At 45.6% G+C, this 16,355-nt stretch carries 15 protein-coding genes; 7 read left to right on the forward strand and 8 right to left on the reverse strand.

Going from position 1 to position 16,355, the window contains the following annotated elements:
* Nucleotides 1-38: 38 nt before the first annotated feature.
* Entirely contained in the window at nucleotides 39-1,130 is a 1,092-nt protein-coding gene (locus VIB_RS16000) for a glycosyltransferase family 4 protein (protein ID WP_004397465.1), read from the forward strand.
* 28 nt (nucleotides 1,131-1,158) lie between these two features.
* On the forward strand, nucleotides 1,159-1,653 hold the full coding sequence (gene coaD, locus VIB_RS16005; RefSeq protein ID WP_004397467.1) for a pantetheine-phosphate adenylyltransferase: 495 nt from the start codon (nucleotides 1,159-1,161) through the stop codon (nucleotides 1,651-1,653).
* Nucleotides 1,654-1,702: 49 nt separating this feature from the next.
* On the opposite strand, the gene VIB_RS16010 is transcribed toward coaD, so the two are convergent.
* From VIB_RS16010 to VIB_RS16050, 8 genes are all read right to left on the reverse strand, one after another.
* Nucleotides 1,703-3,700 (reverse strand): LTA synthase family protein, encoded by a 1,998-nt coding sequence (locus tag VIB_RS16010; protein WP_004397470.1) that lies wholly within the window; start codon nucleotides 3,698-3,700, stop codon nucleotides 1,703-1,705.
* 83 nt (nucleotides 3,701-3,783) lie between these two features.
* Complete coding sequence (mutM, locus tag VIB_RS16015; RefSeq protein ID WP_004397472.1) at nucleotides 3,784-4,593, reverse strand: bifunctional DNA-formamidopyrimidine glycosylase/DNA-(apurinic or apyrimidinic site) lyase; 810 nt, start codon at nucleotides 4,591-4,593, stop codon at nucleotides 3,784-3,786.
* Nucleotides 4,594-4,625: 32 nt separating this feature from the next.
* A complete protein-coding gene (locus tag VIB_RS16020) occupies nucleotides 4,626-5,117 on the reverse strand; it encodes a hypothetical protein (protein WP_004397474.1) in 492 nt (163 codons plus the stop codon).
* 333 nt (nucleotides 5,118-5,450) lie between these two features.
* Nucleotides 5,451-6,761 (reverse strand): group II intron reverse transcriptase/maturase, encoded by a 1,311-nt coding sequence (gene ltrA, locus VIB_RS16025; protein WP_000381813.1) that lies wholly within the window; start codon nucleotides 6,759-6,761, stop codon nucleotides 5,451-5,453.
* 606 nt (nucleotides 6,762-7,367) lie between these two features.
* Nucleotides 7,368-7,535: a 50S ribosomal protein L33 gene (rpmG, locus tag VIB_RS16035; protein ID WP_004397475.1), complete on the reverse strand. Its 168-nt coding sequence runs from the start codon at nucleotides 7,533-7,535 to the stop codon at nucleotides 7,368-7,370.
* Between the two features lie 13 nt (nucleotides 7,536-7,548).
* Nucleotides 7,549-7,785, reverse strand: a complete 237-nt coding sequence (gene rpmB, locus VIB_RS16040) for a 50S ribosomal protein L28 (protein WP_004397476.1) — start codon at nucleotides 7,783-7,785, stop codon at nucleotides 7,549-7,551.
* Between the two features lie 277 nt (nucleotides 7,786-8,062).
* Nucleotides 8,063-8,737 (reverse strand): RadC family protein, encoded by a 675-nt coding sequence (gene radC, locus VIB_RS16045; RefSeq protein ID WP_004397477.1) that lies wholly within the window; start codon nucleotides 8,735-8,737, stop codon nucleotides 8,063-8,065.
* A 190-nt stretch (nucleotides 8,738-8,927) separates the two neighbouring features.
* Nucleotides 8,928-10,604 carry a methyl-accepting chemotaxis protein gene (locus VIB_RS16050; RefSeq protein WP_040905699.1) on the reverse strand — a complete coding sequence of 559 codons (1,677 nt, stop codon included), beginning with the start codon at nucleotides 10,602-10,604 and terminating at the stop codon, nucleotides 8,928-8,930.
* A 244-nt stretch (nucleotides 10,605-10,848) separates the two neighbouring features.
* Between VIB_RS16050 and coaBC the strand changes: the two genes are divergently transcribed.
* The 5 genes from coaBC (at nucleotide 10,849) to VIB_RS16075 (ending at nucleotide 16,243) form a co-directional block, all read left to right on the forward strand.
* Complete coding sequence (gene coaBC, locus VIB_RS16055; RefSeq protein WP_004397479.1) at nucleotides 10,849-12,048, forward strand: bifunctional phosphopantothenoylcysteine decarboxylase/phosphopantothenate--cysteine ligase CoaBC; 1,200 nt, start codon at nucleotides 10,849-10,851, stop codon at nucleotides 12,046-12,048.
* 138 nt (nucleotides 12,049-12,186) lie between these two features.
* Nucleotides 12,187-12,777, forward strand: a complete 591-nt coding sequence (slmA, locus tag VIB_RS16060) for a nucleoid occlusion factor SlmA (protein WP_004397480.1) — start codon at nucleotides 12,187-12,189, stop codon at nucleotides 12,775-12,777.
* An 8-nt stretch (nucleotides 12,778-12,785) separates the two neighbouring features.
* Nucleotides 12,786-13,736 (forward strand): Kdo(2)-lipid IV(A) acyltransferase, encoded by a 951-nt coding sequence (locus tag VIB_RS16065; RefSeq protein WP_004397481.1) that lies wholly within the window; start codon nucleotides 12,786-12,788, stop codon nucleotides 13,734-13,736.
* Between the two features lie 138 nt (nucleotides 13,737-13,874).
* Complete coding sequence (locus VIB_RS16070) at nucleotides 13,875-15,545, forward strand: LytS/YhcK type 5TM receptor domain-containing protein (RefSeq protein WP_040905735.1); 1,671 nt, start codon at nucleotides 13,875-13,877, stop codon at nucleotides 15,543-15,545.
* Nucleotides 15,530-16,243: a LytR/AlgR family response regulator transcription factor gene (locus VIB_RS16075; protein ID WP_004397483.1), complete on the forward strand. Its 714-nt coding sequence runs from the start codon at nucleotides 15,530-15,532 to the stop codon at nucleotides 16,241-16,243. The genes VIB_RS16070 and VIB_RS16075 overlap by 16 nt, the downstream gene beginning before the upstream one ends.
* The last annotated feature ends 112 nt before the right edge of the window (nucleotides 16,244-16,355 follow it).

A 16,355-nucleotide genomic window follows, 5' to 3' on the forward strand; every position in this document is an offset into this window, starting at 1 on the left:
AACGAAAATAAAGCGGACACCATAAAGGTAAGATATACATGAGAATTTTAATTTTTAGCTCTTACAAAGATGCATGGAATAGCGTTCGTCCAGAAGCTGAAATGTTCATTGAAATGGTTAAATTAGGCCATCAACTTACGATAATGACTCAAGGCAATGCACCGTATGTAGCCCGTTTTCGTGACAGCGGTATCAAGGTGATTGATGCTTATCCCAGTAAAAAAATCTGCTGGAAGACCATCAAAAGGCTGCGTACAGAGTTACACGCTCATCACTATGATATTGTCTATGCCATGAATTCAAAAACCATTCCCAATGCTGCCTTTGCTTGTATCGGCTTTAAACAGACCAAATTGGTGACGTATCGAGGAACGGTCGGTGGATTATATCGTCATGACCCCAGTGCCTATTTAACCCATTTACACCCCAGAGTTGATGGTATCAGCTGTGTGGCACAAGCCGTTACTGATGACGTAAAAAAACGAGTGTGGAAGCATCAAGACCGCGTAGTCACAATTTACAAAGGGCATGATATTGCTTGGTATCAAGCTCAGCCTGCTTCATTGAAAGAATTAGGATTACCTAACGATGCATTTTGCATCATTTGTATTGCCAATGCTCGGCCGAGTAAGGGTGTCCATATCTTGCTTGAAAGTGCAAAACAACTGGCTGATTTAGTGAATCTGCATATACTGCTTGTAGGACGTGACATGCAAACTGAACAACATTTAGCCTTAGCTGAGCAAAGTGGGATGTCTGAACGTATTCATTTTCTCGGCTACCGAAGCGATGTTCCTGAGCTGTTAGCTTCTAGCTCTGTACAAATTCAACCTTCGATTAGTGGTGAAGGGTTACCTAAAACTATTATTGAAGCTATGGCGATGGGTATTCCTTCCATTGTAACCACAACGGGCGGCGGTAAAGAATTATTGGTTGATGGTGAAAGTGGTTTTATTGTGCCAGTACAAAACCCAACCGCCATTGCAGATAAAGTTCGCGTTCTCTATCAAGCACCACAACAACGTCTACAAATGGGGATGCGCGCACAACAACGCATGATTAATGATTTCTCTTGCCAAGCCAGCGCTAAACAACATCTGGCTTTTTTTCATTCATTATTAGGCAGATAACTCCGCTTTCACAGATGAGAACACGACCGTGAGCCAAAAACGTATTTCTCGGGTTATTTATCCCGGCACTTTCGATCCTATCACCAATGGGCACCTTGATATTGTTGAGCGTGCAGCTAGCATGTTCGATGAGGTGATCATTGCTGTCGCGGCAAGTCCAAGTAAAAATACCATGTTTACCCTTGATGAAAGAGTAACCTTTACTCAAGCAGTGACTCAGCACTTACCGAACGTAACCAGCAAAGGCTTTAGCGGCTTGATGGTCGATTTTGCTCGCGCAGAGCAAGCTAACGTGTTGATCCGCGGTCTACGAACCACAGTAGATTTTGAATACGAATTTGGCCTGACCAATATGTATCGTCGTTTAATGCCGGGATTAGAGAGCGTCTTTTTAACGCCATCTGAACAATACGCTTTTATTTCATCGACTATCGTCCGTGAAGTTGCGATTCATGGCGGCAATGTGGATGGCTTTGTCCCTACCGTCGTCGCACAGGCACTAAGTGCCAAAAAAGTCATTTAGATTACTCTGTGAGTTAAGCCGAGATTAACCCACAGAGTTCTTTCGTCGATTATGGTGTCATCGGTAATACTTGAGAACGCAAAAAGTATTCTTGTAATCGGTGATATTCTAATCCCCATTGGCGATCAAAGGTTTGCTCATCACTGGCTTGCGGTTCAGTCAGTAATGACTCATCACCTTGCCAAGGATGGAAGATAAACGGTGGATGGTTACTCACAGCACCATAGGCATTAATGCTCATACCACTATTGAAACCGATATTACTTACCTCCCCTATAGTAAGTAAGTTTTCTCCACCTAAAGAAACATAAGCTTGATCAGACAAACTAAAATGATACAAGGTTGGAAAAATATCTCGATGGGAACCGATACGCTCTGGCTGATAGTTAAATTCGGTGTGCGCCAAAATCGATGGTGGCACATAAAGATAAAAGGGAACCGCGTGAGTTAACCCTGCCTCACCAGGCCTGGCTATATCGGTATAGCGTACACGATGATCACCCGTCACAGCCATGATCACCTGATCACTTAATGATGATTGCTTGATATCACTGATAAATTGACCCACCGCATCACTGGCATACTGAAACGTTTTTAATAATTCTTGAGCGTCTCGATTACCTTTATAGCCTAGCATCTCTTGCAAACGAGGAGTAAGAGTGGTTGGTTTAGGTTGATAATACGCTGGAACCCGATACGGTGAGTGATTGGTGACTGTCATCACGTAAATAAGAGTTGGCCGCTCAGCCTTATCTAATAACTGCTGAGTAAATTTAAACGTAAACTCATCGGGTACACCCCAAGTCCCTGCGTATTGGGCAGCAAGGGGGAAAGCACCAACAATGTCATTTTCATCATAGACGCGATCAAAACCTTGAGTGGGTAAATAGTTCGCTAAGTTGCGCCACATACCGTTACCACCATAGACAAAAACCACATCATAGCCAGCCCGCTGATATGGCAATACCGCCGAGCTTGGAAGGGGAATTTTTTGCCAATTAGAATGACTGATCGTCGCCAATGGGCTATGCACTAGCATCATTACGATACTGTCTATTGTAGCGGAAGTGCCCGCCAAAAAACGCTCGAACAGAAAATCGTGTCGATAATGCTCCCGAAAACGACCTAATAAATCGTTTGTGGTTGGATCATCTTCAATTAAAACGCTCAACCCCATACTTTCCATCATCGCGATAACCACATGAGGCGGATGATCAGCGAGATAGTCATTGTGAGGGGTTTTATAATTCGCGTCAGGCTGCCCCAACAACTTTTGCATTTGCTGCTGCAATACTTGCTGAGATATCGGTTCTAAGTGAGCACGTGATGTATAATCACTGCGCGCCCAATCAAGCGCCATAAAGGCATTAGGGGTGATCATATTTAATGGCTGATAAGCCGAGACACTGGCATGATAACGTTTCAGAGGTAAACTGCCCGTCGAGCCCCTTGCCAGTAAAAACACACCGACCACCATGAAGACGACGGCTAAGCTAGTAATACTCCAATGCCAGTGCTGTTGCGAGGACCATAAGTTAAGACGTGTCAGGTAACGGGCAAAGTAGTAACCAATCCCAGCCATAACTAACGCTAAACTCACCCCGTATATAACCGGATAATCACCCCATAAGTTAGTCAGTACCGCGACTGAATCATCATCCATCAAGCCAAAAATAAATAAATCAATATGGCTACCATAGGTTAAGTAGTAGTAATAATTACCAACTCCACCAATGATATACAATAAAACAATTACTGCATGGTAGTAAGTCGATAAGCTTAACCAGCGTAAATAGGCTTGGGAAAATGCCGCGCATACAAGGCCAACTAACAGTAATGGGGCATAAGCAATCGCGGTGACTTTTGCATCAAATCGAGCGCCGACCATAAAAGCACGTTGAATATCATTCACTATATCATTAACAGGCAAACCAGGCTCAATATGCAAATAAAGAGCGTAGCGAGAAGCAAACAACAGTAAAAATGAAAAAACAAAGTAGCCAATGAATAACTGGCATATATGTCGAAAATGGCGCTGATAATACATATTAAGAAGGTGCTTAAGAAAACAGGAGGCTAATGTTACGCCAAGTGATTTTCATGTCCATCATTAGATAATAAAAATATTAGTCAATCTTGGCAGTGGTTACAGAACATGCTGTTACGCTGAGCAATTTTCTGTTCAAGAATCGGTTCCGCGCAAATAGGACAAGGTTTACCGCCTTTGCCATACACTTGCAGCTCTTGGGCAAAATAGCCTGGCTTGCCATCGGCTTGCGAGAAATCTTTCAGCGTAGTGCCACCTTGCGCAATGGCTGTCGCCAGTACGGCTTTTATCTCGCTGACCAAACATTGCCACTCGGTGTCCGATAAACTTTGCGCCGGTCTTAAAGGGTGAATTTTGGCTTTGAACAACGATTCATTAGCGTAGATGTTGCCCACCCCAACCACGTTTTTATTATCCATAATAAACGCTTTTATCGCTAAGCGTTTATTATTCGCACGTTTAGCAATCGTCTCGGCATTAAACGCGTCAGTCAATGGTTCAGGGCCCATATGTTCAAGTAAAGGGTGACTCTCTCCGGGCGCAATGTAGAGCCAAGCGCCAAAGCGGCGTGGATCGTGATAGCGCAGTAACTTGCCATTCGCAAGAACAAGATCAACGTGATCGTGCTTACCTGCTGGGAAATCCGCGTCTAATACTCTCAGGGCTCCCGACATACCGAGATGAATAATCGCATTGCCCGCTTCGGTTTCGATGAATAGATATTTGGCGCGGCGTGAAATAGCCGTGATCTGCTGGCCTTCCAGGTGAGTTAATTCATGGGGGATCGGCCAGCGTAGTTTTTCACAGCGCCAAGTGATCGTGGCGATGGTTTGGCCAATTAAATGCGGCGAAATGCCTAAGCGACTGACTTCGACTTCGGGTAACTCAGGCATCATAGCTCCAAGATGGTTGACGAATTAAGATCTTAACGACTGGATGAAGGGAAAAGATAATCGGCTTCCACTGAGATAGCAATCCACTTATCTTGCCAGTTTTTAAATAACCAAAACTGCGGTGATTGATAATAAGTGATCCGCTGTGGCTCTTCCTGATCGCGATACCAGACTTCAATGGTTTGCGGCCCGATCAAACTTGGCTGTAATGAACGTACGGTTTGTTCATCAACCTCGGTACCGACTAAAGCTTGCCAGCGCTGGGCTAATTGCGGCGCAGAAACCTCACCAGTCGGAGTCAACTGCCATTGATCTTGCTCTAACGTCAGCTCAAACGATCGTGTATGAACGGCCTGTAATGGTGTATTCGGAATAAATAAACTTGGGTAAACTTGCTCTTCACTGTTGTTAGACATCAGATAAGATTTAAGTAATGGCGGTAAGTTTAACACCCCAATAAACAGCAGTACCAAGATAATCAGGATATTGTTCCATCGCCGACGACGATGAGGGGCAATACGCATGCAGCATTCCTTAGCTTATAAATTAGATACCAAAAGAATAGCAAAGGAAGAGGACAGATCCTAGAACCTATCTCCTCCTCACCAACCGCCGTCATTCCCGCGCAGGCGGGAATCCATACGGAATGACAGTAAACGGTAAGCTGATTATTGATAAGCGAAATAAAGTTAGTGGTTAATCCAGTACCCATTCAATCACTTGGCGTATGCTGCTGAATGGATCCCCGCCTTCGCGGGGATGACGAACGAGAGTATCGTTGTTATCAATAATAATGCGGTTTTAGTTTTTCTAGCCTAGAAAATCGAGTAGGAGGCGGGATCACTCCCGCCGTCCTCTCACACCACCGTACAAGCGTGGATCGCATACGGCGGTTCCGAATAGATTTTCAATGTTTCATACCCTTCCAACAATGAGTATAACCCCAACTCTTCCAACCGTTTGTTGGGTAAAGCCTGATTGACTTGGGGCGTCCGTGAGAGTTTCCACCATCCTTTATCTGAACCTGCGACTTTCCATGCATTAGGTTTGGCGACTCCTAAACTAATCAGCCACATCGCTATGCTGTATTTCCGCTTTTTCTGTTTTAGACGGTAGCACCGCAGTCGGCGTCTTATCCAACTGTCTAGGTGACTCATCGATGACGGCCTTAAGCCCAGTTTAAAGTAGTTCTGCCAACCTCGTAGATACGTCGATAGTTCCTTGATGATTGCCGGGAACGTTCGTCCTCTATTTCGTTTGGTGACTTGTCGCACTCGTTTCTTCATTTGATGCATGGCGTCATCACTGATACCTATCACACCATCATCGTTGAAGCGGTGTCCCAAGTAGCTACGCTCACTCACTCTGGTCGCCGCACTTTTCTCACGGTTTACCCGTAATTTAAGCGTCTGCTCCAAGAACTCCGTAACCGAGGTTTTCACCCGTTGCGCTGCTGCTTCACTACCTACGTAGATTTGGCAATCGTCTGCGTATCGGCAGAACTTATGACCTCTACGTTCTAACTCTTTATCAAGCTCATCCAATACGATATTAGAGAGCAGCGGCGACAGAGGACCTCCTTGTGGGGTTCCTCTTTGTCTTCGCTCTATCACTCCATTTCGCATCAGACCACTTTGTAGATATTTCCTGATCAGTTTCAGCACCCGTTTATCCGCGATATCTTGAGACAGCCGATACATCAGTCTGTCGTGATTGACGGTATCGAAGTACTTCTCCAGATCTATATCGACTACATATCCCCGCCCTTCTCGAATGTATTCACTCGCTTTCGACAAAGCATGATGAGCACTCCTTCTTGGTCTGAACCCGAAGCTGCTCTTTGAGAACTTCGGCTCATACAACTGTGTCAGGAGCTGTGCCATCGCTTGTTGTACGATGCGATCCTGAACGGTTGGGATACCCAGTTGGCGTACTCCACCTTTTGGCTTGGGGATTTCTACACCCAGAACGGGAGACGGTTGGTAACTTCCATCCAGTAAAGACTGGCGAAGTTGCTGCCCATTATCCAACTGGCGAAGCTTTTCCAAGGTCGCTGTGATCGTCAGTCTATCTACCCCACCGCACCCCTTGTTGCGCTTCACCTGTTTGGTCGCAGCGTTTAAATTACCCGGACTGAACATCTGTTCGAGTAATCGAGTGGTGTCCATCAAGACTCGTCCTTCTTTCTATGCCAAATCAGCTTGTTACGCTTCGTTTCCGTCAGTTCCACTTTTGGCTTCACCAATCGGAACGTAGAGATGGGTCGCATCGTTACTGTTACTCCACTGATTTGAATATCTGGCGACTGCTTCTTGACCTATTCAGTTCCGGCCTTCCCTTAAGTTGTACTTCCTCAAGGTACTATGCCTTCTGCTGACTCCTTATTACCCATCAGCATCCATCACTGGCTGCTTAGTTTCGTCCGAAACAGATAATAAGATCTCCCGAGGTAAGACGTTGTTCTTTCTCGTGGTCATGCCTGATTTACTGCATCGCACTTCTCGTCGAGTCGTTGGGCTATTCTATCTATTGCTAGGTTACCCAAGTCGACACAGCCTACTATCAGATTTCTGTTCGTCATCACCACGTTTTGCCATTTGCTTCCTTCAGATTTCACCTCACGATGAACACCCTTGCATAGGCTAACGGTTCCCGCTCGACTGAGCCCGTAGAGGACTTTCACCTCCTAGATCAACGCCATGCTCGGCGCACAAAGAAAAACCCAACCAAATTGGCTGGGTTTTCGCTACTTTTACAACAGAGTGCGCAATCAATTACTTGATTTTGCCTTCTTTGTAAACAACGTGCTGGCGAACTACTGGATCAAACTTTTTGATCTCAAATTTGCCTGGCATGTTGCGTTTGTTCTTGTCAGTTGTGTAGAAGTGACCAGTACCTGCAGAAGATATTAGTCGAATTTTCTCACGAATGCCTTTAGCCATTGCTCAATTCCTCTTAAACGTTTTCGCCACGTGCACGGATATCAACAAGAACAGCATCGATGCCTTTCTTATCAATGATACGCATGCCTTTAGCAGTTAGACGTAGTTTAACAAAACGTTTTTCGCTCTCTACCCAGAAACGATGAGTTTGTAGGTTCGGCAGAAAACGACGCTTAGTAGCATTTCGTGCGTGTGAACGGTTGTTACCCGTTATTGGACGCTTACCAGTTACTTGGCATACTCGGGACATGAATGTCTTCTCCAAATCGTTTCAGCTCGATATCAACCTTGGTGGCCGAACCTCGTTCTCGATGTATTAAGAAGTTTGAGGTTAAAAACCGTTATGGAAAATCCATACAAGGCTATCAAAGGTCGCGTATTATACTAACTTGACATGCATTGCTCAAGACCCGAACAGATCCTTTTTACGGATTTGGTGATCTTTTTTAAGCAGAGCTGAGTTTAGGTTGATAATTTAGTGCGCGAATCATACCAGAATAATCTTAAGTCACAACATAAAATATCCGTCAAATCCATCCTCGTTCCGCAAAGGAAACCACCTCACCATCACCAATCACAAAGTGGTCAAGGACACGAATGTCGACTAACTGCAAAGCATCGACTAAACGCTGAGTAATTCGGCGATCAGCCTGACTGGGTTCTGCAATGCCAGAAGGATGATTATGGGCCAAAATTAATGCCGCCGCATTGAGTTGTAACGCTCGCTTGACGACTTCCCGAGGATAGACACTGGCCGCATCGATCGTCCCTTCAAACAAGACTTCACCTTGAATAACACGATGTTGATTATCGAGAAAGAGAATATAAAAGGCTTCACGCTGGCGATCACGCAGCACACTGGTTAAATATAACTTGGTTTGTTGAGGGCTGGTTAACGCGTCACCACGCTTTAAAGTTTCAGCCAAGTAACGCTGAGTCATTTCTAATACGGCTTGTAATTGGACAAATTTAGCTTCGCCTAGCCCCTTATGCGTGCAAAATTGATCTTTACTGGCAGAGAACAAAGCACGTAATGAACCCGCTTGACGTAATAAACAATCCGCCAGTTCTAAAACATTCATGCCTGGTGTGCCGGTGCGTAAAAAAATCGCTAGCAGTTCAGCATCGGATAACGCTTGTGGCCCTCTGGCAAGTAGCTTTTCTCGTGGCATTGATTCTACAGGAAGATCTTTGAGACCCATGACTATGCTCCAAGTCTACTAAATAGAGGATAACGACGCGGACCCCTTGCCAACAAAGCAACCCGTTTTTTCAAACTGGGTTAATGTCAGCACACGGGGCTCTCTTTTATAAGCGAAGAATGACTCAGGCCCAAATGGGCCTGAGTGAAGATGGGAATGAGATCAGTCTCACTTGTAACTCGCTTGTTGATTAAAGCTTAAAGTGACTGACGAGATTCCCCATTTGTTGTCCAGAAGCCGCCAAGCGTGAGCTGATCGATTCTGAGTGCTGTAAATTATCACTCAACTGGTTAACGATGTGCTGAATCGCGACCAAGTTCTGATTGATATCTTCGGCTACCGCACTTTGCTGCTCTGCCGCCGATGCGGTTTGGATCCCCATATCTTGAATTAAACCGACAGCTTGTGAAATCCCAGCCAAACTTTGTTTGATATGCATCGATTCTTCAGCGGTTTTTTCGCCCCGCTTTTGGCTAGTATTCATGCTTTCAACCGCTTTGCTTACCCCTTGGTGAAGAGACTGAAGCATTTCACTGATCTCTTGCGTACTATTTTGTGTCCGACTCGCCAAAGAACGGACTTCATCAGCGACAACCGCAAAACCTCGTCCTTGTTCGCCTGCTCGCGCCGCTTCGATGGCCGCATTCAACGCCAGTAGGTTTGTCTGCCCCGCGATTTCACCAATCACATTTAAAACTTGAGTAATTTTATCGGTACGCTGACTCAGATCTTGAATCGCGTCTGAGGTGAGGTTAACCTCACGCACCAATTCGCTGATCCCTTCAATTGCACTATTCACTTCATGCTGAGCATCTCGGATTTGACCATTAGCAGATTCAATCGCTTGCGAAGTCGCATTGGTATTATTCGCCACTTCTCGTGCTGTAGCGCTCATTTCGGTTACCGCGGTTACGACTTTATCCGTTTCAAGACAGTGGCTGTTCATTTTTTGATTAGATTGCGTGGTTTGTATATCTAACTCTCCGGCAGCCAATTGCACTTGTTGCGCCGACTCTCGCAACTGTTTTATCATCGGATGAAGTTTATCCATAAAGGCATTAAACGCTTTGGCGACCTCACCAATTTCATCTTGGCTTTCTACCTTCAATCGAGCGGTTAAATCCCCTTCACCAGCCGCCACATCTTGCAGTGAAGCAACCACGTGCTGTAATGGCGCAACGCCCTTAGCCACCAACACGCTGACCACAATACTGGTGATCAATAGTCCAACCAACGATAAACCAATCGTTGACCACATTTGCTCTTTCGCTTGATCTTGACGTAATACTTGAAATTGGGCGACTTGTGCATCGATATCATCAATATAAATCCCCGTACCCAGTACCCAATCCCATTTGGGTAAATATTCGGCATAACCCAATTTAGGTGCTTGCGCATTAATCGTCGGTTTATGCCAAGAAAAGTACAAAAAGCCATCACCGGATTTCGCCGCGCGGATAAGCCCTGCAATCACTGGCACGCCATTTTCATCTTGTAAGCCATAGAGATTCTTTCCTTCCAGAGAAGGATTGATGGCATGCAAGGTATTCACACCTTGTGAATCATAGGCAAAAAAGTAACCGTCACTTTCAAAACGCATCGCTTTGAGTAAGGTTTTGGCTGCGGCTTGATTCTCACCATTACGATCACTCTCATATAATGATTGAACCGCAGTCACGCCCATCATTAAATACGCTTGCAGCTCAGCTTTACGAGTCTCGACCAATTGCTCGCGATATTGGGTTAATTCTTGCTCAAGTGCACGCGCATTACTCCAATAATTCACCATGGTCATTAAGCCAGTGATCAGCACCAATGGAATCAGCGTCAGTAATAGCAATTTGGTTCTGCTCTTTAACGAGGTCATTCGGTTATCCTAATTGATTTGTTGTTGCTTTTATGATGCATAAAAAATCGTAATATATCTGTGAGTGTCCGTGAAATTTGACGATATTTAGGCCAACCAGTTGGTTTTTTGCTCTGCGTAAAGTGAGAAAATCCTCATAACTATTGATAAGCCATATAATGCAGAGAGAAAATGCAGCTAACACAGCAGCCACATATTTCGGGAGTTGTGCTAACATAACTCGCAGAATTTTCGAGGAATCCAGATGCAAACATTAGCAGGAAAACATATTCTGCTTGGCATTAGTGGCGGCATTGCGGCCTATAAATGTGCAGAATTAACGCGCCGATTGCGTGAACGAGGCGCGGAAGTTCGCGTGGTGATGACCCATGCGGCAAAAGAATTTATTACCCCTTTAACCATGCAAGCTGTCTCGGGGCATCCTGTTGCCGATAGCTTACTTGACCCTGCAGCCGAAGCCTCAATGGGGCATATCGAGTTAGCTAAATGGGCGGACTTGGTGTTGTTAGCACCGGCAACGGCGGATCTTATCGCTCGCTTAGCCGCCGGGATGGGCAATGATTTATTAACCACCGTCGTACTCGCAACGGATGCTCCCGTGGTGATCTCACCCGCCATGAACCAACAGATGTACCGTAACCAAGCAACGCAAGATAATATCGCGACCCTTGTGCGACGCGGCGTTTCGGTATGGGGGCCTGCCGCTGGAGAACAAGCCTGTGGCGATGTCGGGCCGGGACGCATGCTTGAGCCACTCGAATTGGTTGAGCGCTGCGACGCTTTTTTTGCGCCTAAACCTTTGCTTGGAAAGAAACTGTTGCTTACTGCAGGACCGACTCGCGAAGCATTAGATCCCGTTCGTTATATTACTAATCACAGTTCAGGCAAAATGGGCTTTGCCATTGCCGACGCTGCGGCTACTCTAGGCGCTGAAGTGACGTTAATCAGTGGGCCGGTCACCTTAACAACGCCCGCCAAAGTGAAGCGGATTAATGTTCAGAGTGCGCTAGAGATGCATGCAGCGGTGATGGATCATGCCCAACAACATGATATCTTTATTGGATGCGCTGCGGTCGCGGATTATCGACCTGATGTCGTCGCTGAACAAAAAATCAAAAAAACCGAACAGAGCGATACGTTGTGTATCACCATGGTCAAGAACCCGGATATCGTTGCTTCGGTAGCGGCATTAACCGAACGCCGTCCTTTCACGGTAGGATTTGCCGCAGAAACACAGGATGTGGAAAAATACGCCCTCGGAAAACTGACCAAGAAAAAGCTGGATATGATTTGCGCCAATGATGTTTCTATCTCTGGCCAAGGTTTTGATAGCAATGACAATGCACTCATGGTGTATTGGTCTAATGGTCAACACGCTTTGCCACTGAGCAGCAAACGTGAGTTAGCCCAAGCGTTAATGTTGTTAATTCATCGCCATCTATAGTCGATACACCTGAGTACTCGGTTTGCCAGCAAGTGCATCATCGCATAGCCATTCGTTAGCGAGGAATCCACTCAGTGAACTCGGCAAATCTTGCTGCTTATTGCGTCGCTATCAATGGTCATCAAAGGAAGTCGGGTTATGGCTGGTAACAAAAAAATCAATCGCCGTGAAGAAATACTCCAAGCACTGGCACAAATGCTGGAATCCCACGAAGGAGCATCTCGCATCACGACGGCTAAACTCGCCAAACAAGTCGGTGTATCAGAAGCGGCTTTATATCGTCATTTTCCCAGTAAAGCGCGAATGTTTGAGGGCTTGATTGAATTTATTGAAGAATCACTCATGTCACGTATCAATCGTATTTTGGATGAAGAAAAAGATACGTTAAATCGCATTCGTCTCGTTGTGCAGCTGATTTTGGCTTTTTCTGAACGCAACCCCGGCCTGACGCGAATTTTATCGGGCCATGCGTTGATGTTTGAAAATGAACGGCTGCGGGAGCGAATTAATCAGTTGTATGAACGAATCGAAACGTCTTTGCGGCAGATTTTACGCGAGCGAAAACTGCGTGAAGGTAAATCGTTTCCGGTCGATGAGAGTATTTTAGCGGCGCAATTGCTCGGCCAAGTCGAAGGCAGTTTAAACCGTTTTGTTCGTTCTGATTTTAAATACCTGCCCACCGCTAATTTCGATGCGTACTGGGCATTACTGAGTGCACAGATTAAGTAGTAATCACCATGACAAATCCCAAAAAATACGGCAAACCAGAATTTTCAGTGGCATTACTGCACCCTAAATATTGGGGTGTATGGCTGGGCTTTGGTTTTCTCGCACTAATGGTTAATCTCCTTCCTTATTCATGGCTATTAAATATTGGCCGTGGCCTAGGTCGTTTTGCTATGCGCTTTGGAAAAAAACGGGTAAAGATTGCCGAGCGTAATTTTGAGCTGGCTTTTCCAGAGATGACCGCCACTGAGCGCCAGCAGTTTGTCGTTGAGAACTTTAAAAATACCGGCGCAGCACTGATTGAAACGGGTATCACTTGGTTTTGGCCAACGTGGCGTTTTAAAACCTTATTGGTCGAGAAAGATCTCTCCGCGCTGCGGACACATGACCAAAACAGCCACGGCGTATTATTATGCTGCGTGCATGCGTTGAATTTAGAAATAACCGCACGAGGCTTCGCGGTATTAGGTTTACCCGGTTATGGCGCATATCGACCACATAACAATCCAGCCTATGATTTTATTCAATACCGAGGTAGAACACGTAATGGCAACCAGTTAATCGATCGTAAAGATCTTAAAGCCATGATCCGTGTTTTACGTCAAGGTGGTCGTCTCTTCTATCTACCCGATCATGATTATGGTCGTAAAAAGTCGGTATTTGTGCCGTTCTTTGCGGTGCAAGATGCCTGCACTACGACAGGTACCAGCATTTTGGCTTACACCAGTCATTGTGCGATTGTCATGGGTTCTGGTTTTCGCAATGCACAAGGTCGCTATGAACTGATGGCCGATCTGTCTGTTGAGACCGACTATCCACAAAAGGATGAAACGACGGCGGCGGCTTATATGAATAAGTACGTTGAACAGGTTATCTTACGTGCTCCAGAACAATGGATGTGGCTGCATAAACGATTTAAAACCTTACCAGATCCTGAATTAAGAGATAGTCGCTACGCCTAAATGATTTGCCGGCACTATTCATTTTCCGACACGACTTTGATGAAATGAGCTTTATCAGCGCATGATCTGAATCATAGGTATGAAAAAGGGAAGTCCGTTACACTGACTTCCCTTTTTTCATTTCTCGCTCTTACCATGATGTATAACGACCAATTTGTGATGTTACTGGCGGTGTTTGAACGCGCGGCCCTACTGCTGATGGTGCTGTTTTGGTTAACACGCTTGCACCTGATTCAAACCATAGTACAAAAGACCGATCGCCGGCCCGCGGAAACCACCTTGCTGGCGGCGCTGTTTATCGGTTTTGCCTTGTTTAGCACTTATACTGGAGTCAATGTGGATGGCTCTTTGGTCAACGTACGGATTATTGCCATTGTCGCGGGCGGTATTTTGTTTGGCCCTTGGGTTGGAGTAAGTGCTGGAGTCGTTTCTGGGCTACATCGCTACTTAATTGATATTGATGGCCCCACTTCACAAGCCTGCTTGATTGCTAGCATAGTGGCGGGATTATTATCGGCGTTGATCCATTATCGAGCTGACAAAGCTCACTATGCTCGCTACGGTATTTTGGTCGGCATGGCGTGTGAAGCGCTAACCATGGGACTCATTTTACTGCTTGCCGAAGATAATCAGTTGGCTTATAGCATTGTCAGCCACATCAGTTTTCCGATGATTACCGGCACCCTATGCATCGGCTTAATTATTCAGTTGGTACAACACCTTGATGATGAAAAAGAGCGCCTAGCTGCCCAGCAAGCCAAACAAGCGTTACATATTGCCACGCAAACTTTGCCTTATTTTCGCCAAGGTGGCCGAGCGGCTTTAACGAAAGGCTGCCAAGTGATTTTGCAAAACACACAAGCCGATGCGGTAGCGATCACCGATACGCAAGATGTGCTGGCTTGTGTGGGGATAGGTGAAGAAGAATACTTTGATGCTCATCATCAAATCAGTGAACTGACCCAACAAGCGGTCAAACTCGGCCAACAAATCATTAGTAATAACTTAAATCTACATAACTTTCGCTCCTTGTTGATCATCCCTTTGTGGGAGAATCAACAAGTCACTGGTACCTTAAAGATTTTTTATCGCCAACCGAACCGTATTCGTCGTCCACTCAAAGAGATGGCGATTGGTTTATCACAGTTGATCTCCACGCAATTAGAAGTCTCGCGGGTGGAACAATTGAAAGAAATGGCCAGCCAAGCCGAGTTTTCTGCCCTGCAAAGCCGGATTAATCCCCATTTTCTGTTTAATGCGTTAAATGCGATATCCAGCTTGATTCGTCTGCGCCCCGATGAGGCGCGCAGCTTAATTGGTAATTTGGCCGACTTCTTACGCTATAATCTCCAGCGCACACAAATTCTTATCCCGCTGGATGATGCGTTAAAACAAGTGCGCGACTATGTGGCGATTGAACAAGCTCGCTTTGGGCGTAAGCTGCAGGTGCATTTTGATGTTGAGCCGGTGGCGATTTCGATTGCACCACTCCTTATCCAACCTTTGGTGGAAAACGCGATCCAACATGGCTTTCAGCCCTCTGCTCATACTTGTCAAGTCACGATCAAAGTACGCAAAACCGCGCAAGGTGCGCAAATTACTATCACAGATACAGGGGTTGGCATTGCCCCAGAGTTGATTGATAAGCTCTATCAAGGTGACATAGACAGTCAGCACATTGGCTTGATGAACGTTCATCAGCGATTGCATTTATTGTACGGTCAAGGTCTGCACATTGAACGGTTAAACCCTGGAACACAAATTCGCTTTGATATTCTCACTAAGGGGAAAGCATGTTACGCGCAATAGTGGTTGAGGATGAATATTTGGCTCAAGAGGAGCTACGTTATTTAATTGAAAAACATAGTGATATCGAGATTATCGCCAGTTTTGACGATGGTTTATCAGCCCTGAAATATTTACAAAACCATCCTGTAGAGGTGCTGTTTTTAGATATTAATATGCCCGCGATGGATGGCATGTTATTAGCTCGTAGTCTGCCAGCGGCCATTCGACCTCCTTATATTATTTTCACCACCGCTTACAAAGAGCACGCGGCGGAAGCCTTTGAGCTCGAAGCGTTTGATTATTTGTTAAAGCCACTCAATGAACAGCGAGTGAAAAACGTACTTGATAAGTTACAGCAGGCGCAACCCATCAATCAGCCAAAGCCGAACTGTTCGCCGCTGCATCTTATGCGTGAAAATCGGATTCGGATCACCGAGCCTGAGCAGGTCATTTACGCCATGGCGAAAGAGAAAATTACTCTGGTGTACTGTGAAGATGGCGAGTTTTATGTGCCGTATCCGATCAGTGAGCTTTACGAGCAACTGCCGGCGCAGCACTTTTTCCGCTGTCATCGCTCTTATTGTGTCAATCTCACTCGCGTGCAGGAGATCATCCCTTGGGTAAACAGTACTTACCTCCTGCACTTACAAGGTACGCAAAGCGAAATCCCGGTCAGCCGGAGTAACTTAAAAACATTCCGCGAGCGAATGCAATTGTAATTCATGCCAAATAATTGCATTTAATGCGCGAGTAATGCAGCTCATTTTATCTTGCTTTAACCCTATTGAAGTTAGGGGATTTAGGCTCGTATCTTAACGGTAGTTCCTACCC

This window comes from Vibrio metschnikovii CIP 69.14, from assembly GCF_000176155.1.
Lineage (GTDB): Bacteria > Pseudomonadota > Gammaproteobacteria > Enterobacterales > Vibrionaceae > Vibrio > Vibrio metschnikovii.